This is a genomic window from Acinetobacter sp. YH12108, from assembly GCF_013419055.1.
GTDB lineage: Bacteria > Pseudomonadota > Gammaproteobacteria > Pseudomonadales > Moraxellaceae > Acinetobacter.
The window spans coordinates 66,282-89,570 of sequence record NZ_VPAW01000016.1 but is presented as its reverse complement, the minus strand read 5'-3'; the positions used below and the strand labels follow the sequence as shown (position 1 = coordinate 89,570).

The 23,289-nt window shown below is 45.0% G+C and carries 19 protein-coding genes; 12 read left to right on the top strand and 7 right to left on the bottom strand.

Annotated features, from left to right (window positions below; translation table 11 throughout):
• Positions 1 to 266: 266 nt before the first annotated feature.
• The 4 genes from ilvD (at position 267) to FTU46_RS11370 (ending at position 4,588) form a co-directional block, all read left to right on the top strand.
• Positions 267 to 1,952 (top strand): dihydroxy-acid dehydratase, encoded by a 1,686-nt coding sequence (gene ilvD, locus FTU46_RS11385; protein ID WP_166137416.1) that lies wholly within the window; start codon positions 267 to 269, stop codon positions 1,950 to 1,952.
• Between the two features lie 152 nt (positions 1,953 to 2,104).
• Positions 2,105 to 3,385, top strand: a complete 1,281-nt coding sequence (locus FTU46_RS11380) for a hypothetical protein (RefSeq protein ID WP_179992899.1) — start codon at positions 2,105 to 2,107, stop codon at positions 3,383 to 3,385.
• 21 nt (positions 3,386 to 3,406) lie between these two features.
• Complete coding sequence (locus FTU46_RS11375) at positions 3,407 to 3,694, top strand: chorismate mutase (protein WP_004780403.1); 288 nt, start codon at positions 3,407 to 3,409, stop codon at positions 3,692 to 3,694.
• A 156-nt stretch (positions 3,695 to 3,850) separates the two neighbouring features.
• Positions 3,851 to 4,588: a sulfite exporter TauE/SafE family protein gene (locus FTU46_RS11370; protein WP_180105013.1), complete on the top strand. Its 738-nt coding sequence runs from the start codon at positions 3,851 to 3,853 to the stop codon at positions 4,586 to 4,588.
• Here FTU46_RS11370 and FTU46_RS11365 read toward each other — a convergent pair.
• The 4 genes from FTU46_RS11365 to FTU46_RS11350 form a co-directional block, all read right to left on the bottom strand.
• Positions 4,585 to 5,490, bottom strand: a complete 906-nt coding sequence (locus FTU46_RS11365; RefSeq protein WP_180105017.1) for a LysR family transcriptional regulator — start codon at positions 5,488 to 5,490, stop codon at positions 4,585 to 4,587. The two genes, FTU46_RS11370 and FTU46_RS11365, sit on opposite strands and share 4 nt — an antisense overlap.
• 97 nt (positions 5,491 to 5,587) lie before the next feature.
• The gene (locus tag FTU46_RS11360; protein WP_180105012.1) at positions 5,588 to 6,883 is read right to left on the bottom strand and encodes a solute carrier family 23 protein; all 1,296 of its coding nucleotides are present in this window, start codon (positions 6,881 to 6,883) and stop codon (positions 5,588 to 5,590) included.
• Positions 6,884 to 7,181: 298 nt separating this feature from the next.
• Positions 7,182 to 9,866, bottom strand: a complete 2,685-nt coding sequence (ppc, locus tag FTU46_RS11355; protein ID WP_180105011.1) for a phosphoenolpyruvate carboxylase — start codon at positions 9,864 to 9,866, stop codon at positions 7,182 to 7,184.
• Positions 9,867 to 10,016: 150 nt separating this feature from the next.
• A complete protein-coding gene (locus tag FTU46_RS11350) occupies positions 10,017 to 10,640 on the bottom strand; it encodes a TetR/AcrR family transcriptional regulator (RefSeq protein ID WP_180105010.1) in 624 nt (207 codons plus the stop codon).
• A gap of 148 nt (positions 10,641 to 10,788) precedes the next feature.
• On the opposite strand from FTU46_RS11350, the gene FTU46_RS11345 reads away from it, so the two are divergent.
• From FTU46_RS11345 to dnaJ, 4 genes are all read left to right on the top strand, one after another.
• Positions 10,789 to 11,892 (top strand): efflux RND transporter periplasmic adaptor subunit, encoded by a 1,104-nt coding sequence (locus tag FTU46_RS11345; protein ID WP_180053065.1) that lies wholly within the window; start codon positions 10,789 to 10,791, stop codon positions 11,890 to 11,892.
• Positions 11,893 to 11,894: 2 nt separating this feature from the next.
• A complete protein-coding gene (locus tag FTU46_RS11340) occupies positions 11,895 to 15,032 on the top strand; it encodes an efflux RND transporter permease subunit (RefSeq protein ID WP_180105009.1) in 3,138 nt (1,045 codons plus the stop codon).
• 130 nt (positions 15,033 to 15,162) lie between these two features.
• Positions 15,163 to 15,540 (top strand): hypothetical protein, encoded by a 378-nt coding sequence (locus tag FTU46_RS11335; RefSeq protein ID WP_104426832.1) that lies wholly within the window; start codon positions 15,163 to 15,165, stop codon positions 15,538 to 15,540.
• Positions 15,541 to 15,643: 103 nt separating this feature from the next.
• Positions 15,644 to 16,759, top strand: coding sequence for a molecular chaperone DnaJ (gene dnaJ / locus FTU46_RS11330; protein ID WP_034703346.1), 1,116 nt, complete (start codon positions 15,644 to 15,646; stop codon positions 16,757 to 16,759).
• 171 nt (positions 16,760 to 16,930) lie between these two features.
• Here dnaJ and FTU46_RS11325 read toward each other — a convergent pair whose 3' ends face one another.
• Positions 16,931 to 17,101, bottom strand: coding sequence for a hypothetical protein (locus tag FTU46_RS11325; protein ID WP_171505624.1), 171 nt, complete (start codon positions 17,099 to 17,101; stop codon positions 16,931 to 16,933).
• Positions 17,102 to 17,955: 854 nt separating this feature from the next.
• On the opposite strand from FTU46_RS11325, the gene FTU46_RS11320 reads away from it, so the two are divergent.
• The 3 genes from FTU46_RS11320 to FTU46_RS11310 all read left to right on the top strand — a co-directional run bounded on the left by FTU46_RS11320 (position 17,956) and on the right by FTU46_RS11310 (position 20,217).
• Positions 17,956 to 18,153 (top strand): hypothetical protein, encoded by a 198-nt coding sequence (locus FTU46_RS11320; RefSeq protein ID WP_104426834.1) that lies wholly within the window; start codon positions 17,956 to 17,958, stop codon positions 18,151 to 18,153.
• 540 nt (positions 18,154 to 18,693) lie between these two features.
• Positions 18,694 to 19,509 (top strand): 4-hydroxy-tetrahydrodipicolinate reductase, encoded by an 816-nt coding sequence (gene dapB / locus FTU46_RS11315; RefSeq protein ID WP_180012121.1) that lies wholly within the window; start codon positions 18,694 to 18,696, stop codon positions 19,507 to 19,509.
• A 63-nt stretch (positions 19,510 to 19,572) separates the two neighbouring features.
• Positions 19,573 to 20,217 (top strand): START domain-containing protein, encoded by a 645-nt coding sequence (locus FTU46_RS11310; RefSeq protein WP_175966481.1) that lies wholly within the window; start codon positions 19,573 to 19,575, stop codon positions 20,215 to 20,217.
• A gap of 50 nt (positions 20,218 to 20,267) precedes the next feature.
• Here FTU46_RS11310 and FTU46_RS11305 read toward each other — a convergent pair whose 3' ends face one another.
• Entirely contained in the window at positions 20,268 to 21,443 is a 1,176-nt protein-coding gene (locus tag FTU46_RS11305) for an MFS transporter (protein ID WP_180012119.1), read from the bottom strand.
• Positions 21,444 to 21,452: 9 nt separating this feature from the next.
• Positions 21,453 to 22,259, bottom strand: a complete 807-nt coding sequence (gene dkgB / locus FTU46_RS11300; protein ID WP_180012117.1) for a 2,5-didehydrogluconate reductase DkgB — start codon at positions 22,257 to 22,259, stop codon at positions 21,453 to 21,455.
• A 113-nt stretch (positions 22,260 to 22,372) separates the two neighbouring features.
• Here dkgB and FTU46_RS11295 point away from each other — a divergent pair, with 113 nt between their 5' ends.
• A complete protein-coding gene (locus tag FTU46_RS11295; RefSeq protein ID WP_180002615.1) occupies positions 22,373 to 23,263 on the top strand; it encodes a LysR family transcriptional regulator in 891 nt (296 codons plus the stop codon).
• Positions 23,264 to 23,289: the final 26 nt, after the last annotated feature.

Here is a 23,289-nt window from a genome sequence, read left to right as displayed (position 1 = left end):
ACGGATGCATATATTGCAGAAATTACTCAACGCTTGAATCATCGTCCAAGAAAAAGACTCGGCTTTAAAAGTCCGAGTCAGGTATTATGGCAACAACATGGTGTTGCACTTCAAATGCTAATCTAAGTTTTTAATAATTGCACTGCCTCAAATAACCGAATCAGATACACAGAGTCTTACTTTTATCTAAAGATCGCTTTCTATACAATCGAATAAAACCTAGACAGCTTTTAAGCTTCACAAGAATTACATCCAGGACGATTAAAATGAGTAAAGACAATATCCGAGAACATTCTGCTCCCGTCTATGAAGGCATCGAAAATGCACCGGCCCGATCCATGATGCGTGCCACCGGTTTTCAGGATGAAGACTTTACTCGTCCGTTTATCGGGATCGCGTCGACCTGGGCCAATGTGACCCCTTGCAATATGCATATTGATGGCCTGGCACGTACAGTCGAGCAGGGCGTGAATGCTGCCGGTGGTAAGGGCATTATCTTCAATACCATCACTATTTCCGACGGGATCTCGAACGGGACTGAAGGGATGAAATACTCCTTGCTGTCGCGGGAAATTATTGCCGATTCGATTGAAGCAGTAGTTGGTTGTCAGGCCTATGATGGCGTGATTGCCATTGGCGGTTGTGACAAAAACATGCCGGGCTGCATCATGGGCTTGGCACGTTTAAACCGTCCAGGTCTGTTTATTTATGGTGGCACCATCAAGCCGGGTGAAGGGCATACCGACATGATTTCGGTATTTGAAGCGGTGGGTCAGCATGCCAAAGGCGAAATTAATGCGATTCAGGTGAAACATATTGAAGAAGTGTCTTTGCCAGGGCCGGGTTCTTGTGGCGGGATGTATACCGCCAATTCTATGGCCTCTGCGATTGAAGCGCTCGGCATGAGCCTGCCGGGTTCCTCTGCACAGGAAGCAGTTTCTGAAGACAAGCAGATTGACTGTGCCCGTGCTGGTGAAGCAGTGATGAATCTACTGCGTCTGGATATCAAGCCACGTGACATCATGACCAAAGCGGCTTTTGAAAATTCAATTAAAGTATTGATTGCATTGGGTGGATCAACCAATGGAGTGCTGCATCTGTTAGCCATGGCGCATACAGCGGGTGTTGAGCTGAGCCTAGATGACTTTGTACGAATTGGTAAAGAAATTCCTGTAGTCGCCGATGTCCGTCCATCCGGTAAATATCTAATGTCGGAACTGATTGCCATTGGTGGGATCCAGCCATTGATGAAACGCATGCTGGATGCTGGCATGCTAGATGGTTCCTGCCTGACTGTGACCGGAAAAACACTGGCAGAAAACCTGGCAGATGTAGAAGATTATCCTGAAGACCAGCAGATTATTTTGCCATTCGACCAACCGGTGAAAAAAGACTCGCATCTGATCATTATGAAAGGCAACCTGTCACCAAATGGCGCAGTCGCCAAAATTACCGGTAAGGAAGGTCTATATTTCAAAGGACCGGCCCGCGTGTTTGAAGGCGAACAGGGTGCGATGCGCGGGATTCTGGATGGCGAAGTTCAGCCAGGTGAGGTAGTCGTGATTCGCGGTGTAGGTCCTAAAGGTGGACCGGGCATGCCGGAAATGCTAAAACCGACTTCTGCTATTATTGGTAAAGGTCTGGGGGATTCAGTCGCACTGATTACTGATGGCCGTTTCTCAGGCGGAAGTCATGGTTTTGTGATTGGTCATGTCACACCGGAAGCCTATGAGGGTGGCCCGATTGGTCTGGTGCAAAATGGCGATGAAATTTCCATTAATGCGGAAACCCGTGAAATGACCTGGCATATTTCGGATGAAGAGCTTGCTGCACGTCAGGCGGCCTGGGTGAAACCGAAACCGAATTACACTCACGGGGCACTGGCGAAATTCGCCAAACTGACCTCTGGGGCGGAGACCGGGGCCGTGACTGACCTAAATCTTGAAATCTAAAGTCCTAGAAAACATTGAACATTTGTTGCTGACTTGATATAAGTTTTGCACAAGACTTATATCAGGTCATAAACATCCTCATAATAGGATGTTGAATAAAACGATCCTGCTGGCAAGGGCTGGCATGACAAAATCTTTTCGAGGCACCTCTCATGTCCCTGCTACGCCGTTGGTTTGATCCAATCCGATCGAGTTGGTTTTACCAGAAACCAGTTCGTCAAACGGTGTTATCTATTGAAGATGGCTTGAGCATCCATTTAAGACTGGATGATGTTTATAGTTATCTGGCGGTACAACAGTTACCGCAACTGGAAGAAATTCTCAGTCCGGAACTGAAGCCACTCAAAGTCATCATTTCAGATCAGCGGGCTGAGCCGCCTAATCAGATGTCTTTTGATGAATGGCAGCACTATTGCCTGAATGATGCCAAAATTTTATCTAAACAGCATCGTTTCAGCTTTCATGAGACCCCAGAATTACCGACAGCTGAAGCCTTAAAGCAGGCAGAAACCATCCTGAGAAATACGCCACTACGCGGACAGGATTTTCTGTATTTGCTGGAAGATGTCTTTCATATGCTCTGGCAAAAACAGAACGGAAAATTACGCACCTTATATGCGATGGCTAGCCGTCATCATGCGCCGCAGAATTTTCCGGAACGAATTTTTGAGCATAGTCCGATTCTGGCCAGTTATTTCCAGTTTGGCGGACGCCAGTATCAGGCGGTAGATGATCTGTTACGTCTGACCCGTCGCCTGAAACAGCAGAGATTACTGACCGGCAATCCGATTTTCCTGATCAATCATATTGAATGGCGCGAGCATCTGATCAGTGATGCGGAAGAGCTGAATGAAATCCAGTCTATGGACCCGGAGCTAGACCTGTATATCGCTCTGGAAGATCCGATTTCCTGGTTGTTGCTGGCCTATATTAAGGAAGAGCTGGCTGATTTTTATAATATCCAGTTGAATGTCTATCCGCTGTCTTATCAGGGACGGGACTGGTTTGACTGGAGTCTGGCGACACGCTTATCCAAGCGGACTGAAGTCAAATTTACCCCATTCTGCCGGCCAACCGAGCAGGCTGTAATGCCGATGGCGCAATTGTTTTATAGCTGTCCGGAAGAGCAACGGATTGAAGCCATGTATCAGATTCTGGAAGCGGTCTGGACCCGTGGTTATGATCTGTCTTATGCGGCACATTTCAAGCGTATGCAGCAGGAACTGAATATTACTGAACTGACCCAGGAAGATGTTCTGGCCAAGTTGCAGGAAAATGACACCTTATGTGAAATGAAGTCCCAGCCGAATTTACCGGTGCTGGAACTGCGTATTGATGGGCAAAGTTATACATTTAATAGCTTATATCGTGTCTGGATGATTGAAAGTATTTTCAGTAATGTGTTAGAAGAAAAGTATAAGAGTGATAACTAAACTGAAAGTGACTGAATAAACATGGAAAAAATCAAAGCTGAATCATTACAACATGCACGTCAACAGATCGATGCCATTGATACAGCTTTAGTCGAGCTGATCGCTGCGCGTCAATTTTATGTTGATCAAACCACCCGTTTTAAAAAAACTGAAACTGATCTGCAATCACCGGAGCGTATGGAACAGATCGTGGAAAATGTCAAAGCCTTGGCACAACAGCAGGGTGTGGATCAGGCGTTTATTGAACATCTGTACCGGGAAATGTTCCAGTATTTCATTCAGCGTGAACTGAAAGAATTCCGTCCTTAAACGACTTTTAAATCCGATTTTTGTTGATGAATCTGATGAGTTTCAGCACATCCATCTGAAGCCTCAACATTTGCTTGAGGCGTCCTTCTTAAAACCCTGATTTTACTCTATTCGTGATTTCTATAGCATGAGCTTAAGTCAATTTAGGGTCATCAGATGACTGCTTTTATTATTGCTATTTTTGCTCTGGCTGGCCTGATTAAAGGCACCATTGGATTAGGTCTGCCTGCGGTGTCCATGGGTTTGCTGACCATGTTTATGAGTCCATTTCAGGCAGCAACTTTACTGATAGTACCTTCGATGCTGACCAATTTCTGGCAACTTTTTGCCGAAGGTCATGTACTGAAACTGATTCGCCGTTTCTGGCTGTTGCTAGCAGGCATTATCGTGGGTTCAGTCTGGAGTATTTTCCCGACTTTAGGTCATTCTGAATTTCATAGTGAAGCTTTATTGGGCGGGATGCTTGCTCTATATGGCCTATATGGTTTACTGGCGAAACGGATGCCAGATTTAAGCCAGCATGAAAAGTGGCTTTCTCCGATTATGGGATATCTCGGCGGGGCCTTGACCGTGGCAACTGGGGTAGTCGTGATTCCAGTGGTGCCTTATTTGCAAACCCTGCATTTAAAACGTGATGATCTGGTTCAGGCCTTAGGGTTGGTATTTACCACCTCGACGGTGTGTTTGGCAATTTTCCTGCACCAAAACCCGGTGGAAGATATGCCGATTGATTATGCCATGTCGGCCATTGCACTGATTCCGGCCTTGATCGGGATGTGGTTCGGCAAAAAAATCCGTTCCCGTATACCTGAACAGAAATTCCGGAAAGTATTTTTTATCGGCCTGATCGCCTTAGGCAGCTATATGATGCTACATCAATTCGGCTGGATTTAATTCAGGATTTTTTGTACATCCGCAGAAATGAGGAACTGGCTAAAGTGCTGATAGGCCGTGCTTAGTTCATCAAAGTTCTTCGCAGCTAACAATAACTTGCGGTTGGCCCAATCTCCTGTCAGCTGGATTTGCTGAAATGCATAGAGCTTCGACAAACGTTGTGCAGCACGTTTTGGCATGATCGCGATACCTACACCATTGGCCACAACTTGGGCAATGGCGGCAAAATTTGGTAAGCGTAAGCGGTATTGAATTTCACAGTTCAGCAAGTGAGCCTGAGTTTCAATGGATTGCTGCAAAGAGTGATATTGCATCAGACCAACAAAGGGATAACTCAGACAGTCTGCTAATGTTAATGCCTGATTAGCTGCCAGATCATGCTGTTCAGGGCAGATCAGCACCAAAGGATCATCTGAAAATTCCAGAGTCTGTAATTGTGGTGCATGAAAAAAGCTGGAAATAAGTCCTAGCTTGGCAGTACCACTCGCCAAAGCCGCAATGATGTCATTGCTCTCTGCTTCTTTGAGGTCGATCTGGATATTTGGGTTATTTACCAGATACTGGGGCAATAATAGGGGCAGATACTCACTTTGTGCTGAAGAGTTACACCATAAGCTGATATTGGAATTGAGTCCTTCACTAAAACCGGCCATGGCTTGAGACAACTGTTGTCCCTGTTGCAACAGGGCTTGGGCATGCTCAGCAAAGACCTGTCCCGCAAAAGTCATTTTCACCCCGCCAGAATGGCGGCTGAACAGACTGACCTGATATTGCTGTTCCAGCTTTTTAATCCGCTCACTTGCTGCCTGTAAGGAAATGGCAGAGCGTTCAGCACCTTTGGTCAGACTACCTGTGTCGACTATATTGAGAAAAAGACGTAAATCAAAAAAATCCAGACGCATCGGCAGGATGCTCATATAAAAGATCAGGCCTATTTAAACAATTCTTACGATATAAAAAAAGCAGCCTGGAGGCTGCTTGAAAATTTAAGTCTTCGAATTATTTTTTATCGACCAGGCTAAAGAACCAGTTCAGGAATAACGCAGCAAAGGTCGCTGTACCAATTCCACCCAGGTTAAAGTTACCGAAGGTCAGGGCAAAGTCACCCGTACCCAGAATAATCGTTACTGCTGCCACCATCAGGTTTTTGTTCTGTGAAAAATCGACTTTATTTTCGATCCAGATTTTCGCACCGGCAATAGTAATCAGACCAAAGACCACAATTGAGGCGCCGGTTAAAATCGCTGTTGGAATGGTATGAATAATCGCACCAAATTTCGGCGATAAACCGAGGAATACTGCAAATACACCGGCAACAGCAAAGATAATCGTCGAGTAAACCCGGGTAACGGCCATCACACCAATATTTTCACCATAGGTAGTCATACCCGGTGCGCCCACACCACCTGCCAAGGTAGTTGCAATACCGTCTGCCACAAAGGCTTTACCGATATGCGGATCCAGATTTTCACCGGTCATGGCACCCACCGCTTTAATATGTCCCAGGTTTTCTGCAATCAGAATCAAGGCAATTGGCGCAATGATCAGCATGGCATTGGTATCAAATACAGGTGCATGGAAGCTCGGAACACCAAACCAGCCCGCTTGCTGAATGGGCGCAAAATCAATCGCAGTACCATAGCCCATCACATTACTTAAAATGTAGTAAATGAAGTAAGCCAGCAATAAACCGATCAAGAGCAATAGACGCTGTACCAGACCTTTGGTAAACACCGCAATAGAACCCATACACAGTACGGTCACCAGTGACATCCACATATTAAAGGTATTGCCCATGACGTTTTTCACGGTCACAGGGGCCAGGTTCAGACCAATAATCATCACCACCGCACCGGTCACGACAGGCGGCATCAGTTTTTCAATCCAGCGGGTTCCTGTTGCCATCACCAGAATACCCATCAAGGCATAAAGCACACCACAGGCAATAATCCCGCCAGCGGCGACACCAATATTTGGATTCAGTCCGCCAGCACCTGCATAGCCGGTTGCTGCAATCACCACCCCAATGAACGCAAAGCTTGAACCCAGATAACTTGGTACACGACCACCCGTGATCAGGAAGAACAGGATGGTACAGATCCCCGACATTAAAATGGCCAGATTGGGATCAAAACCCATTAGAAATGGCGCCAGTACCGTCGCTCCGAACATGGCAAAGGCATGTTGTATCCCCAAGATCAGGGTCTGGGCAGGCGGTAAATACTCTGCGGTACCTACTGGTCGTGCATCGATACTACCCTCATAAGGGCGCCACTTGGGAAACCAATTGGACATAAAATGAGCACTCAAAAGATAAATTGTGCACATCATACTCTTGTTTTTTAGAAGATTTAATCACTGAAACAAAATTTTTGTTCAAATTAATTCTATGACTTTATTTGAGATTTTACCGTGCGGTAAAAGTTTTTTAAATCAAAACTAAAGTTAAATCAGTGGATTAATTCCCGGACAATTCATATTCAACATCTATAAGTAATTTTAATTTGATATATAAATAAAGCTTTTTTTGGCTATTGACTGATCAATAAAAAAGCACATCGTGTAGATGTGCTTTAAATGGAAGAGAAAAAAATCAACCGGTATTTCGTAAACCGGCGGCAATGCCGGCAATACTGACCATCAAGGCATGATCGACCGGAGTGTGTTCAGCCTGCTGCTGTTCCAGATATAACCGACGACGTTTCATCAATTCGGCTTGCAGTAAATGGAGCGGCAACAGATAAGGTTTACGCACGGTCATGGACTGGTCCAAGACGCCATTACTGCTCAGCAGTTTTGATTCACCTTTTAAAGTGAGTAGGGTCTGGATGGCATCCTGCAAGCGTTGACGCAGTTCCGTGCCGAGCTCTTTCAGGTCTTCATCCTGAGTCAGATGTGATTCGTAATAGAGCGCGACATTGCTGTCTGCTTTGGAGAGTACCATTTCCAGCATATCAATTAAGGTCTGGAAATAAGGCCATTCAGTCAGCATTTCATCCAGAATTGTACGTTGCCCTTGATCCAGTACCTCATTTAATGCGGCACCGGTACCCAGCCAAGCCGGTAACATCAAACGAATCTGGGTCCAGGCAAAGACCCAGGGAATAGCACGCAAGGATTCAATCCCGCCGCTAACCTTACGTTTGGCAGGACGTGAACCCAGTGGCAACATTTGTAATTCCAGTTCTGGGGTCACGGTACGCAGGTATTTCACGAAATGCGGATTTTCACGTACTGTCTGACGATAGACCTGTACCGACAGATCGGTCATCTTATGCATCAGATCACGCCATTCCGGTTTCGGTTCGGGTGGCGGTAATAAAGTCGCTTCCAGAGTCGCTGCAGTATAAATTTCCAGATTTTGTAGCGCGATTTCTTCCAGACCAAATTTAAAGCGAATCATCTCACCTTGTTCAGTCACCCGAATGGCCCCTGAAATCGAACCCGGCGGTTGCGAGAACAAGGCTTGTTGGGTGGGTGCACCGCCGCGGCTGATCGAGCCGCCACGACCATGGAACAGGGTCAGCTGTATACCATGCTGTTTAGCAACTGCGGTCAGTTCTTCCTGCGCACGGTACTGTGCCCAGTTGGCTGACATAAAGCCGGCATCTTTGGCTGAATCCGAATAACCAATCATGACCTCATGCTTACCCTGAATATGCTGCTTGTACCAATGCATATTAAAGAGTGTCGACATGGTGTCAGCAGCGCCGTCGAGATCTTTTAAGGTTTCAAATAAAGGTACTACCCGTAAAGGCTGTTTAATCCCAGCTTCTTTTTGCAGCAGCAAGACAGCCAGCACATCACTTGGGTATTCGGCCATGGAAATAATATAGGCACCCAGAGACTCACTTGGCTGTTCGGCCAATGTGCGCATGGTGGTAAACACTTCCTGCACATCCGGATGTTCAATCAGGCTACCCGCTGGTTCATTCAGGTGTTTAGGTAGTAGAGGCCGTTTACTTTGCAGTTCCTGCAACAGGAAGTTTTGACGGGCCTGTTCAGTCCAAGTTTCGAAATTACCCAGACCCAGATATTCAGTAATGGCTGAAATGGCCTGACGATGACGACCGGATTCCTGGCGAATATCCAGTTTGAGGAGTTCAATTCCGAAACAGTTGACCCGGTAAATCAGGTCCAGCAGACTGCTATTGGCAAGTTCTGCCAGATTGCACGCCATCAATGAGCGATAACAGGTCAGTAACGGTTTTAATAACTCATCTTTACTTTTAATGACCCGGCTATCATCCGCATCTTTGCCATGCAGTTTTTCAGCCAGCCAGGCACGGGTGATTTTTAGACGTTCACGGATATCGCGTAAATATTCACGGTACGGTTCAGGATGTTGATGGCCTAACGCCTGTGTAATTTCATCGCTGCATTGCTGAATAGAAAGTTCCCAGCGCAGGTTTTCAATATCACGCAGATACAGATCAGCTGCTTTCCAGCGCGACAACCACAATACTTCCTGAGTCACATTATGCGTCACATTCGGGTTGCCATCCCGGTCACCCCCCATCCAGGAAGCGAAACGTACCGGAGCAACATCTAGCGGCAAAGTCTGGCCACATTGTTCCTCAACCATGCCGTTCAGTTCACGGATGAATTTGGGTACAGCATTCCAGAGGGTTTGTTCAATTGTCGTAAAGCCCCATTTGGCTTCATCCACCGGGGTTGGACGATGCTGACGGATTTCATCAGTTTGCCAGGCAGAACTGATGAGCTGTTTTAAGTCAGCCAAAACTGCCTGACGTTCACGCGGGGTTAGCTTCTGCTGGTCGAATTTGGACAGGGCATTATTGATGCCATCATATTTCTGGATCAGGGTGCGTCGGCTGACTTCTGTTGGATGTGCGGTCAGCACCAGTTCAATCTTTAATTCACAGATTTGCTGATATAAGGTTTCTGCAGAAATTTCTTGCTGTTTGAATTTTTCAAATAAAGGAACCAGAGAATTTGGAGATTCTGTGCTTTCCTCAAATTCGCTTTGACGGCGACGACGTACCACATGGTACTGTTCGGCAATATTGGCAAAGTTTAAGAAATGAGTGAAGGCACGGGTCAATGGCAGGATTTCATGATCTTCTAAAGTCAGGAATAATTGTTCCAGCTGTTTTTCTGCTTCAACCTGTCCATCGCGAGCACCTTTCGATAAGGCCCGAATTTGCTCGACCTGATTAAACAAATCTTGCCCCGCATGTAACTTCAGGGTTTCTCCCAGCAAATTACCCAGTAAACGTACGTCTTCGCGTAGAGGTGCATCAATCTGTTGAACCATTTTTTATATCCCTCCGATTCTTCCTTTGACTATACCCCGACTGCATGACAATCCAAGTCTTTTGCAGACAAAAGTTGAATATCATTTGTTGCTAATTGGATGAATTTTAGTCCTTACGCTGTTGCAAGGATCAGGCCAGATAGAAGAAATTTAACGGGAAATTGCATATTTCAGCATAAAGATCTCGATGGCCTGCTGAATGATCTGATGGCGTTGCTGCATGTCAGGTAACGGGCTTAAATCCAGTAAGACTTTGTGATGTCGCATACCTAACAGTAAGGACACCATCAGTTCGGTCTGATGCTGCGGATCATCAGTCTGGATAAATTGATGTTGCTGCGCCTGCTCAAAGAAATCATGCCAGGCCTGATTCAGCTTGATATGTGAGGCTGTATAAAAACGTTCCGCCAACGGATTTTTTTCATAGGCCAGTTGCATGATGAGCAGGTCCAGTTTGAGAGCTTCCGGCAGATTGGCAATATTGAATGAGCGCAGACAGATCTGATACAGCTCCTGCTGAAAATCACTATCAGGCTGCAGAACTTTAGGAGATTCTTGCAGAATTGCCTCACAGGTTTCTTCAACCGCACAGCTAAACAGCGTGGCCTTATCCTGAAAATGATTGTAGACAGTGAGTTTGGTCACCTCGGCTTCCAGCGCAATCTGGTTCATGCTGGAACCATGATAACCATGCTGTAAAAACAGCTGTTTCGCTGCGTTCAGAATACGCTGGCGTTTCTCCAGATCCTTGGGCCGTCCAACCGGTATTTGCACAATTTCATCCAAAAAAATTCAATATGGTCATTGTTTTAACTGCAGAATCCTAATTAGTGTACCGGGTGGTATATTAATTAAAAAATAAGCAATTTATATATCTACCTATTTTGCCCTAAAAATGATGATTAGATAAGAGCGAACAATAATGATCACGATACAGAGCGCACTGGCTGGCATGATCGTCCTATGCAGTATGGCTTTCTCAGGATGTAGCAAGGACAGCGCTGCAGCAGAACAGGAAGTTCCATTTGTCATGGTGACCACACCGAAAACTTCACATCAGGAATTGAAAAGCTATGCCGGTGATGTCCAGGCACGTCAGCAAACAGCACTGGCGTTCCGGGTAGGCGGGCAGGTCACCCAGCGTTTTGTCGATGTGGGCGATCAGGTAAAAGTGGGGCAGGTCTTGGCGACCCTAGATGTGAAAGATGCTCAACTTCAATTAAATGCAGCACGTGCCCAGCTGGAAAGTGCTCAATCGGCCAGTAAAATTGCTCAGGATGAATTACAGCGTTTCAAGCAGCTGTTACCCACCAATGCCGTGAGCCGTTCGCAATATGATGCGATTGAAAACCAATATAAGGCAGCCGCGTCAAATCTGAAACAGGCCCAGTCTAATTATGATACGGCTAAAAATCAGACTGCTTATAACCAGCTCATTGCCAATAAAAGTGGGGTAATTACTGCACGTAATATCGAAATTGGTCAGGTCGTTGCAGCAGGGCAGGCGGCCTTTGAACTGGCGATAGCCGGTGAGCGTGAAGTCGTGATTGGGGTTCCTGAACAGGCGATTTCCGAAATTAAAACCGGTCAGCCGGCCTGGGTCACGTTATGGTCCAAACCGAATGAAAAATTCGCCGCCTTTGTTCGTGAGATTTCACCTGCAGCAGATCAATCGCGTACCTTCCGGGTGAAAGTGGCTTTACGCGAAGGTAATAGCCAGATCCAGCTCGGTCAGAGTGCCCGGGTGTTCTTCCAGAACAGTCAGGACAATATCCTTAGCGTTCCTTTATCCAGCGTTTCAGCGACCGATCAGCAGGCCTATGTAATGGTAGTCAAGCCGGATCATACCATCCGCAAAGTGCCGGTGCAGCTGGGTGCTTATGGCCGTGATTCTGTACCAGTTCTCAGTGGGTTAAAGGCTGATGATTATGTGGTAATTGGTGGAGTGCATCTGCTGCGTGACCAGCAAAAAATCAATCCGATTGACCGTGAAAACCGTAGTGTGAAAATTCAGGCAGGGAGTTAAACATGAACTTTAACCTGTCTGAATGGGCCTTAAAGAATAAAGGTCTGGTACTGTATTTCATGATCCTGCTCGGTTTGGTGGGCATCGTATCCTATTCCAAACTGTCACAAAGTGAGGATCCGCCGTTTACCTTTAAGGTGATGGTAATCCAGACCTACTGGCCGGGTGCCAGTGCTAAAGAAGTATCCTTACAGGTTACCGACCGGATTGAAAAAGAGTTGATGACTACCGGACAGTATGACCGGATCATGGCCTATTCCCGTCCGGGGGAATCCATGGTGACCTTTATTGCCAAGGATTCTTTGGCTTCCAAAGATGTCGCAGATGTCTGGTATAACGTCCGTAAGAAGATTAATGATATTCGCCATGAATTACCGCAAGGCGTACAAGGTCCATTCTTTAATGATGAGTTTGGTGATACCTTTGGCAACATCTATGTCATCAAGGGCAATGACTTCGATTATGCGACGCTTAAAGAATATGCCGACCGTTTACAGTTACAGTTGCAACGGGTCAAGGATGTTGCCAAAGTTGAACTGATTGGACTTCAAGACCAGAAAATCTGGATCGAAATCTCCAACACCAAAGCTACCCAGCTCGGTATTCCGGTCACTGCCATTCAGCAGGCACTGCAGCAGCAAAATGCCATGACTCAGGCGGGCTTTTTTGAAACCGGTTCTGACCGGATTCAGGTGCGGGTCAGTGGTGCGCTGAATAATGTCGAAGAACTGCAGCAGCTACCTTTACTGGTGAATGGCAAGACCATCCAGCTTGGCGATGTGGCGGAGGTTTATCGTGGCTTTACTGATCCAGCACAACCGCGTATGCGCTTTATGGGCGAAAATGGCATCGGTATTGCCGTATCGATGCGTAAAGGCGGCGACATCATTGCCTTGGGTAAAAATCTGGAACAGGAATTTGCTCGATTGCAGAAAACTTTGCCTCTGGGGATGGATCTGCAAAAAGTTTCAGATCAGCCGGTAGCGGTGAAACGCAGTATTAATGAATTTATGAAAGTTCTGGCCGAGGCCGTGATTATTGTTCTCTTGGTGAGTTTTTTCTCACTCGGTTTTCGTACCGGTCTGGTGGTGGCGTTCTCGATTCCACTGGTACTGGCGATGACCTTTGCCGGGATGCAACTGTTTGATGTTGGTCTGCATAAGATTTCTCTGGGTGCCCTGATTCTGGCACTTGGCCTTCTGGTCGATGACGCGATCATTGCCATAGAAATGATGGCAATCAAAATGGAGCAAGGCTTTAGCCGCTTACAGGCGGCCGGTCATGCCTGGCGGACGACTGCTTTTCCAATGCTGACCGGAACCCTGATTACTGCTGCCGGTTTCCTGCCGATTGCGACAGCAGCGTCGAGTACCGGGGAATATACCCGCTCGATTTTCCAGGTGGTGACGCTGGCGCTATTAGTATCTTGGATTGCCGCAGTTCTGTTTGTACCTTATCTGGGTGACAAACTCCTGCCAGATTTCAATAAGGATCTGGTACAGAGAGCGCCATGGTATCAGCGTCTCTGGGCGCGTTTACGCAAACGCCCTGAACCGGAGCCGCTGGTGCATCATGCCGGTGAACATCATGATCCTTATCAAACCAAGTTCTATCAGAGTTTTCGCCGTTGGGTGAATATCTGTGTTACCTACCGTAAAACGGTCATCGCGGCGACTGTCGGGATTTTTGTGCTATCCATTTTGATGTTTAATCTGGTGCCAAAACAATTCTTCCCGCCATCGAACCGTGCCGAAATTCTGGTAGATCTGAAACTGGAAGAGGGCGCTTCATTAAAAGCGACTGAGGCTGCAGTGAAAAAAGTTGAAAACTTCCTGTCCAAACAGGAGGGGATTGATAATTATGTGGTCTATGTCGGTACCGGTTCACCGCGTTTCTATTTGCCATTAGACCAGCAATTGCCGCAAGCCAGTTTTGCCCAGTTTGTGGTCTTGGCTTCATCACTTGAAGACCGCAATGAAATCCGTAAATCTTTAAGTGACCAGATTCGGGTGCTGTTACCAGAAGCCCGTACCCGCGTATCTCTGCTGGAAAATGGCCCACCCGTTGGCTATCCATTACAGTTCCGCGTATCGGGTGAAGATCTGGGATTAGTCCGCCAATGGGCACAGAAAGTTGCAGCAACGGTCGGAGACAATCCGAATACCACCAATGTGCATCTGGACTGGGGTGAACCAAGTAAAGTGATTAAGCTGGATATTGATCAGGACCGCGCCCGTCAGTTGGGAGTAAGCAGTAGCGATTTGGCGAATTTCCTGAATAGCTCAATTTCTGGAACTGCGATTGATCAATATCGTGAAAAACGTGAACTGATTGAAATCCGTTTACGGGGTGATCAGGCTGAACGTGTCGATGTCGGTTCACTGAGTAGTCTGGCTGTACCAACCACGAATGGGAGTTCAGTTCCTCTGGCTCAGATTGCCAAGATCGAATACAGCTTTGAAGAAGGCCTGATCTGGCATCGGAACCGCTTGCCGACCATTACCGTACGGGCTGATATCCGGACACAACTGCAACCGGCAACCGTGGTCAACGAGCTGAAAGATCAACTTGAGCAGCTCAGATCAGAAATGCCAAGTAGCTATCTGATTGAAGTAGGCGGAACAGTCGAAGAATCTGCGCGTGGGCAGAATTCAGTAAATGCGGGTATGCCTTTATTTTTAGCGGTGGTGATGACTTTGCTGATGATCCAGCTTAGAAGTATCTCGCGTGCCTTTATTGTCTTCTTGACGGCGCCATTGGGCATTATTGGCGTGGTCTTATTCCTGTTAATTTTCAATAAACCTTTTGGCTTTGTGGCCATGCTGGGTACGATTGCTTTGTCAGGCATGATCATGCGTAACTCGTTGATTCTCATTGACCAGATTGAACAGGATATTCAGGCAGGTGAGTCGCAATGGAATGCCATTATCAATGCCACAGTGCGCCGTTGCCGTCCGATTGTCCTGACTGCACTGGCTGCCGTTCTGGCCATGATTCCTTTATCCAGAAGCATTTTTTTCGGGCCAATGGCGGTTGCCATTATGGGAGGATTGATCGTTGCAACGCTATTAACGCTGTTTTTCCTGCCAGCCTTATATGCACAATGGTTTAAAGTGAAAAAAAGTTTAAATTCTGTTTAAATTTGTCATAATTTCAGGTGCGAAATATTGAAAATTTCAATATAGTAGTACCTGATTTTTTAATAATTCAAAAAAGACATACTGCTGCGGAACTCGCTTGTGCTGGGCCGCACACTAAGGTTGACTAAACATGACTCAAGACACACTCACCAAGATGCGACGTTCCGTGGCGATGGCTTATGTCTTCATGTTTTTTGCTTTGTTTACAGTGGTAAGCGGCATATTCGCCTACTGGTATGCACGTAAGGTGACCCAGATTGATTATGCCGAAGTCTGGTTACAGGCACAGGCACTCTGGATCATGCGTAATATTGTAATTTATTCAGTACTCGCGATTTTTGCAGCGCTCTGGTTCATTCCATTATTTTTCTTCGCCTGGGATAGCCAGCTTTGGGTGAAAGCCTGCACAGTCGCAGGTGTAGTATTCAGCTTTATTGCCATTATTTTCCTCATTAATGCCTGGTTCAAAGGTATCTTCAAATTTTCTCAAAACAAAGCCGTATTCTAAGCTTTCAATTTTTTTTCAGAATTCCCCTTGTAAAGCTGGGTTTAACCCCAATTTTAGACCACAGTCAATATTAAATAGAATTCCGTGAGGAGCATCGCCAGACATGGCTAAACGTGATTATTATGAGGTTTTGGGCGTCTCTAAAACCGCTAGTGATGATGAAATTAAAAAAGCCTACCGTAAGTTGGCGATGAAATATCATCCAGACCGTAACCCGGACAATCCTGAAGCTGAAGAGAAGTTTAAAGAAGCTTCAGAAGCGTATGAAGTTCTGTCAGACAGCGAAAAACGCAGCATGTACGACCGTATGGGCCATCAAGCCTTTGAAGGTGGTATGGGCGGTGGTGCTGGCGGCTTCGGTGGTTTCAGTGCGGAAGATATTTTCAGCCAGTTTGGGGATATTTTCGGTGGAGCCTTTGGTGGGGGGGGCCGTGGCCAGCAACGTCAACGCCGTGGTTCAGACTTACGCTATGTGATGGAATTGACGCTTGAAGAAGCAGTCAAAGGCGTTAAGAAAACCATTACTTTTACTGCACCAGCACCATGTGACGCCTGTGATGGTAAAGGTTCTAAAAATCCGAACGATGTTGAAACCTGTCCAACCTGTCATGGTGCCGGCCAAGTACGTATGCAGCAAGGTTTCTTCTCGGTACAGCAAACCTGTAGTACCTGTCGTGGCCAGGGCAAGATCATTAAGAACCCATGTAATAAATGTCATGGATCAGGTGTATCTGACCGTCAGCAAACCCTAGAAGTTACTATCCCAGCCGGGGTGGACAATGGCGACCGCGTACGCTTGACTGGTAAAGGTGAAGCGATTCGTGATGGCCAATCAGGTGATCTATACGTTGAAGTCGTGGTACGTGAACACGAAATCTTCCAGCGTGACGGTGCAGATCTGTATATGGATGTGCCAATTTCAATTGCGGATGCAGCTTTGGGTAAAGAAGTTCAGATTCCGACATTAGATGGTCGTGTCAGCCTGAAAATTCCTGAAGGTACGCAAACCGGTAAACTGTTCCGCCTACGTGGTAAGGGCGTGAAACCAGTACGTTCAACCATGCAAGGTGATCTGCTTTGCCGTGTTGTTGTAGAAACACCAGTGAACCTGACTGCACGTCAACGTGAACTGTTGAAAGAGTTGCAAGCGACCATGGAAGATGAGGGCAGCCAGTCTTCTCCAAAGAAAAAATCTTTCTTTGATCGGTTGTTTGACTGATCTGGATAGATAAAAAAGGACGCTCAGGCGTCCTTTTTTATAGCTTAAATTCGGAAAAGATGTATAAGTTAATTATTAGATAAAAATAATGAGAAAATTATTCTTTTAATGATATTGGCTTTTTAAGAAGGATTTATACCCCTCACGCAGAGAAATATAAATCCTGTCATATTATTGAGCTTCAGTTGCTTGAGCTTCGCTTGCAGGTGCTTCAGCAGCTTGAACTTCAGACGCAGCTGTTTCAGTTGCAGCAGGAGCTGTTTGTGCTACTTCTTCAGCAGCAAAAGTTTGTGATGCAGCAATTAACGCTACCCCGGCAAAAGTTAATTGAACTAATTTCATATAAATTTCCTTGTATTAAAAATAGTGTACTACTCAGTACACTTGGCAAAAATGTTGACATAAAATGTAAATATTGATGTTTTTTTGTGTGTACTTATGTTTACTAATGTAGTTTGATGTTATTTAAATAACTGAAATATAAGATTAATCATTAATCTCATAAAATTGAGCAAGTGGCAAAATATATAAGAAAATGGATTTGTTAATGTGATGTATGTCACATATTTGCACATTTAAAGGATGAAATTTAATTTAAATACTAAAAGAAAAACCCCAGCATCCTGCCGGGGTTTTTCGTATGGGTTCGCTCAGTATAACTCCTGTCGTACCTTACTGTCCTTCTGCTGATCTATTGTTATTCTTGTTTGGAACTTCCTGTTCCTGATGAATTCATCATAGGAAACTTCCAGTATTCTGGATAGCAGCAAAAGGCCGAGATTGATGTGAGCCAAAGCGTACAAAGAGTCTGGTTTTACCTTTGCCAGATAGAAAAAATACTTTGTCTTTTAAGACCTCATCATCAGGATATGAAAATCCTGAATTAATGATCTCTCTATTCATTTGACTAATAAAATATTATGAATAATCTGAAATATTAAAAGAATTGTTACAAAAACTGGTTCCTATTAAATTTTTAGCAAACATGAGATTATTAAGAAATTGATATATAAAATTAATTTTTAGGCCGACAATCTTGCTAAATAAGAATGATTTAGACGGTTATTTAATCTGTCAATTCCTCAAAACTTGCAGAACTTTTTCTAATTTGTAATCCTTGCGACCAAGGGTGTCTAGCTGAGCTAAGGCAGGTATTTGTTGTAGTCGGGCCGCTACAACTGATAACAGGTGCCTGTATGTTTAATTTAAAGATTTTTAATAAGATCTCTACCGAAGTTTTGACCTTAAAAAATGACCTTGAGCTGAATTCCGAGATTCAACTCATCACTAAATATAAAACATCTATTTGTGAAGATTATAAAAAAGCGATTATTTTGATCTTTAAAGAACGTGGATATACCAGCTTGGAAGTTGGTCAACTACTTGATGCTTGATCCTTAAACATTCCTAAATTTAAAAAAGTATGGATTTATACTTTCATTTACTCAAACAATCCATCGCGCTTCATCTAAAATAATGCCATGCGCTAAGGGCATATGCCTCAGTACGCGATAATGGGTATTTAATTCAATAATATCAGTAATACTTATATTGCTGAGGTGGTCAAATTGGAGTTTCAATATATTTCCCTTAAATACAAATAATCTGAATATGAAAAATCAAGATCATACGTACCATGGAAAAATATTTTTTATCTTATTAAATTCAATTATTTAAAATTAAAATCTAATTCTTATTAACTAGAATTTTTCTTTAAATGAGTTTATCTCTGACTAACTATTTAATCATTATTCCTCTAATGGAATTATTTTTCTTTTTACTCGTCCATAAACTATTGTTGATATGGACTGCATATCAAAATCCCTCATGACCTTCTTTAATTCTTTTCATTGATTTTTATGCGATCAATCTTAGTGTTATGAGCGAGTTTTGCTATAGTAAGAGCAATTTCGAATCAACATCAGGACTATGTTATGTCAGCGACACCACGCATTGGGATTTTAGGTGCAGGCGGCCGTATGGGACGCATCCTTATTCAGGCGGTGAAAGAAGCCGGTTACCAATTGGCAGCAGCTGTTGAGCGCCCTGAAAGCTCATTGATTGGCGCAGATGCCGGTGAACTGGCTGGTGTAGGGAGCCTGGGTGTAAAGGTTGTCGGCCATCTTGAAGAAGTAGTTAAAGACTGTGACGTAGTGATCGACTTTACTGCGCCTGCTGCGACGGTGAATCATCTTAAAATCTGCCGTGAAAATGGCGTTGCGATCGTGATTGGTACGACTGGTATGAATGACGAACAAAAAGCTTATCTGGATGAATCTGCAAAAGAAACTCCAGTGGTCTATGCAGCGAACTATTCGGTTGGTGTGAACGTTTCGATCAAACTGCTAGAACTTGCCTCTAAAGTCTTTGGTGATACGGTCGATATTGAAGTGATCGAAGCACATCACCGTCATAAGGTAGATGCGCCATCAGGTACAGCTCTTATGATGGGTGAAGCGATTGCTGGAGCACTGGGTCGTGATCTGAAAAAAGATGCGGTGTATCATCGTGAAGGGCATACGGGTCCTCGTGAACGTAAAAGCATTGGTTTTCAGACCATTCGTGGCGGTGATATTGTCGGTGAACATACTGCAATGTTTATTGGCGAAGGCGAGCGTGTTGAAATTACGCATAAAGCAACCAACCGTATGAACTTTGCAGCGGGTGCCGTACGTGCAGCAGCTTGGGTCGTTGGTCGTGATGCACGTAAATATGACATGAAGGATGTACTTGGTTTTAACGATATTTAAGTATAAATTTTCGTCAAAATCCTATATAAAAATAACTTAAAACTAAAATAAGATGACAATGGAATGAAGAAATTAATATTAATGGCGTGTGCTGTAGCCTTTGCCGCTACAGCACAGTCGACCTCTGTGCAGAATGCCAAGCTCAGCATTAATAAAAATAATATTAAAGTCTGGACCTATCAGGATGAGCGTAATCCCGTTTTTCTCTATAAAGCCGAAACCACCTACAATGTCCCGATTGAGAATGCCGTTTCTCTGATTCTGGATGTTGATCATGCAGTGAAATGGGTGCCTTATATGGGTAGTATCAAGGTGCTATCCCGTGATGATAAAAAAGGCGATTTCACCTTGTATATGGTGCTGGATTTTCCATTTCCTTTAAAAGATCGTGATTTGATCGTGCAAGGCAAAATGATCAAGGATGCCAATGGTCAGATCATCATCAAGAATAAAGCAATTCAGACTGGGTATGCCCTAAATCCGAATTATGTACGTTTGACTGATTATCAGGGAGACTGGACCTTCCAGAAACTGGCCAATAACAAGGTCAAGGTATCGACTTATGGTTATGCCAATCCTGAAGGTTCGATTCCTTTAACCTTTGTGAATATGTTTGTGCAGCAGCAGCCTTATCAGATGCTGCAAAAGATGAAAACCGAACTGGCTAAACCTGTGACAACGCCTGTGTTACCTGAAGCTTTACGCTAAATAGCCAATAAAAAAGTCCGCATCAGGCGGACTTTTTGATGAAGGAAATTTTAAGAGCATTGCTGCGCAGGAGTCTCTTGCTGTGGAACCAGTTTCATTTGAATCACGACCAGAAGCAAAGCAACAGCACTGAGCCCAGCACCGGCAAATGAAACCGCACTATAGCTAAGTCCCAGATTTAGCACACTGGCACCCGCAATCGCACCCAAAGCATTCCCGAGGTTAAAGGCACCAATATTTACTGAAGAGGCCAGTCCAGGCGCATCATAAGCCACGGACATGACTCGCATCTGTAAAGGTGGGACCACGGCAAAGGCAGCAGCACCCCAGATGATTAATGCCAGACCTGCGCCAAGAGCCGTGCTTGCCAGAATCGGGAAGAGCAGCATCATCAGCATAAGCAAGATTAAAAAGCCAATCAGGGTTTTATCTAAGGATAGATCTGCAAACTTGCCACCCAGATGATTACCAATCGAGAAACCTACTCCAATCAGCACAAGCATTAGGGTAATTAATGCCGGTGAGGCTTGAGTAAAGCTTTGCAGACTTGGCGCAATATAAGTGTATAGGGCAAACATGGCCCCCGCACTCATCACGGTAGTCAATAAAGCTAAAACAACAGGCAGGCGGGTCAGGACTTGCAGCTCCTGCCTTACATCCGGTTTCTGACTGCTTTGGCCTTCTGGTAAGGCTTTCCATAGGGAGAACATGGTCAGCACACCAAGCAGGGAAATACCCAGAAAAGCCATACGCCAGCCGATATGTTGTCCTATCCAGGTTGCTAGTGGCACCCCGCCAATATTGGCAATGGTCAGGCCCATAAACATCATGGCTACAGCGCTGGCCTGTTTATCTTTCGGAACGACACTGGCCGCGACAACCGAACCAATCCCGAAGAAAGCACCATGGTTCAGGCTGGTAATGATGCGTGCCCCCATCAGCCCCAGATAATTAGGCGTTAATGTCGCCAGAATATTACCAATCGTAAAAATCGCCATCAGTAAAATGAGAGACTTACGTTTAGAATAACGGCTTAACCAGAGGGTCATTAGCGGTGCACCCAACATCACACCTAAAGCATAGGCACTGATTAGCATCCCGGCACGAGGAATCGAAATCTCCAGATCACGAGCGATTTCTGGCAGAAAACCCATAGGAGAGAATTCAGTGGTACCAATTGCAAAGGCGCCAACCGCCAGTGCAAGCAAAGGAAAATTAACTTTCATGGTTTCTGCTTAGTCCCAGAGGGGTGCCAGTTGTTCCGGATCAACTTCGCGGCCATTGCGCTCCAAGGTGCTGATCAAAGCCATTTCTTCTTGAGACAGTTGTATCTCCTGCGCTGCCAGATTGGCAAGCAGATGTTCACGTTTGGTTGAAGAAGGAATCACCGCAAAACCTTTTTGCAAGGCCCAAGCCAGTGCAATTTGTGCAGTCGAAGCCTGATGCTGTGCAGCAATTCCTTGCAGGACAGGATCATTCAGCACTTTGCCATAAGCTAGTGTCATATAAGAGGTGACATCAATCTTCTGAGATTGTAGGAAACTGACCAGACGCTGATTTTGCAGATAAGGACTCAGTTCAATCTGGTTAGTTGCGATATGCTCCAGACCAATCGTATCAATGGCTTGTTGGGTCAGCTCAATATTGAAATTGGACACACCGATATGCTCAGTCAGACCTTGCTGTTTGGCTTCTAATAAAGTCTGCATCAGCTCAGGAATTTGAACGCCTAAGCGAGGTGCAGGCCAGTGAATGAGCGTCAGATTAACTGCATCGGTACGCAATTTATGCAGACTCTCTTTGAGGCTTGGAATTAATTTGTCTGGTGCGTAATGATCTGTCCAGATTTTGGTGGTAATGAATAGCTCGTTACGATTAACTTGGCTTTCTGCAATAGCCTGACCCACTTCCGCTTCATTGGCATAAATCTGTGCCGTATCTACGGCGCGATAACCGACTTCCAGGGCTGTTTTGACTGAATCAATGACGGTCTGTCCAGACAGGCGAAAGGTACCGACACCAAATTGAGGAACAATATTCATAGCTTTAATCTTTAAGTATTTTCGATGTTGAGTATTTTGTGCTTTTTATTGTTGCGAAAAAATAGCTGAATTTGCAAAATATTATTGACCGAAAATCAATAAAAGAGTGACAAATGAAATCGACGATTGAAGAATTACAGGCTTTTGTCACTATTGTGGATAGTGGTTCTATTGTCATGGCGGCAGAGCGTTTGGGACAAACCACTTCGGGTGTCAGTCGGGCATTGCAACGTCTGGAAAATAAGTTAAATGTTACTCTTTTAGAAAGAACCACACGTAAGCTGAAACTGACTCAAGAAGGCCAGCTATTTCTAGAAAAGGCGCGCAAAATTCTCAATGATCTGGCAGAAGCTGAAGATGCCTTACTGAAATCAGATAGTGATACGTCAGGATTGATTCGGGTCGATTCAGCGACACCTTTTGTACTGCATGTAATCGTGCCGCTAATTCAGGAATTTATGCAGCGTTATCCCCACATCGAAATTGAACTAAATAATCATGATCAGGTGATTGATCTGCTGGAACATAAAACCGATGTCGCGATCCGCTTTGGAGAACTGCATGATTCCAGCCTGCATGCCAGATTATTATGCCGCAGCCGTTTGTATATTGTGGCCAGTCCTGAATATTTACAGCAGAAAGGCAGACCGCAATCAGTGGCAGATTTATCGGACCATACTTTACTGGGATTTAGTCAGCCTACGCATCTGAATACCTGGCCGGTTCGACTGAATGGCGAACCTATCACTGTAAAGCCAAAGATTCGAGCACCCAATGGGGAAACTGTCCGTCAATTAGCTTTATACGGGGTAGGTATTACCTGTCTGTCACGCTTTCTGGTCGAGGACGATTTGCAGGCGGGTCGTTTACAGGCGTTATTTGAAGATCAGATTGAGCTACATTATCAAAAAATTCATGCAGTCTATTACCGTCAGGAGCATCTGCCTAAACGGGTACATCTATTTATTGAATTTCTGGCTCAGAAGCTGGCTAAATATTTATAAACCAATTATATGTAAATATAGCCATA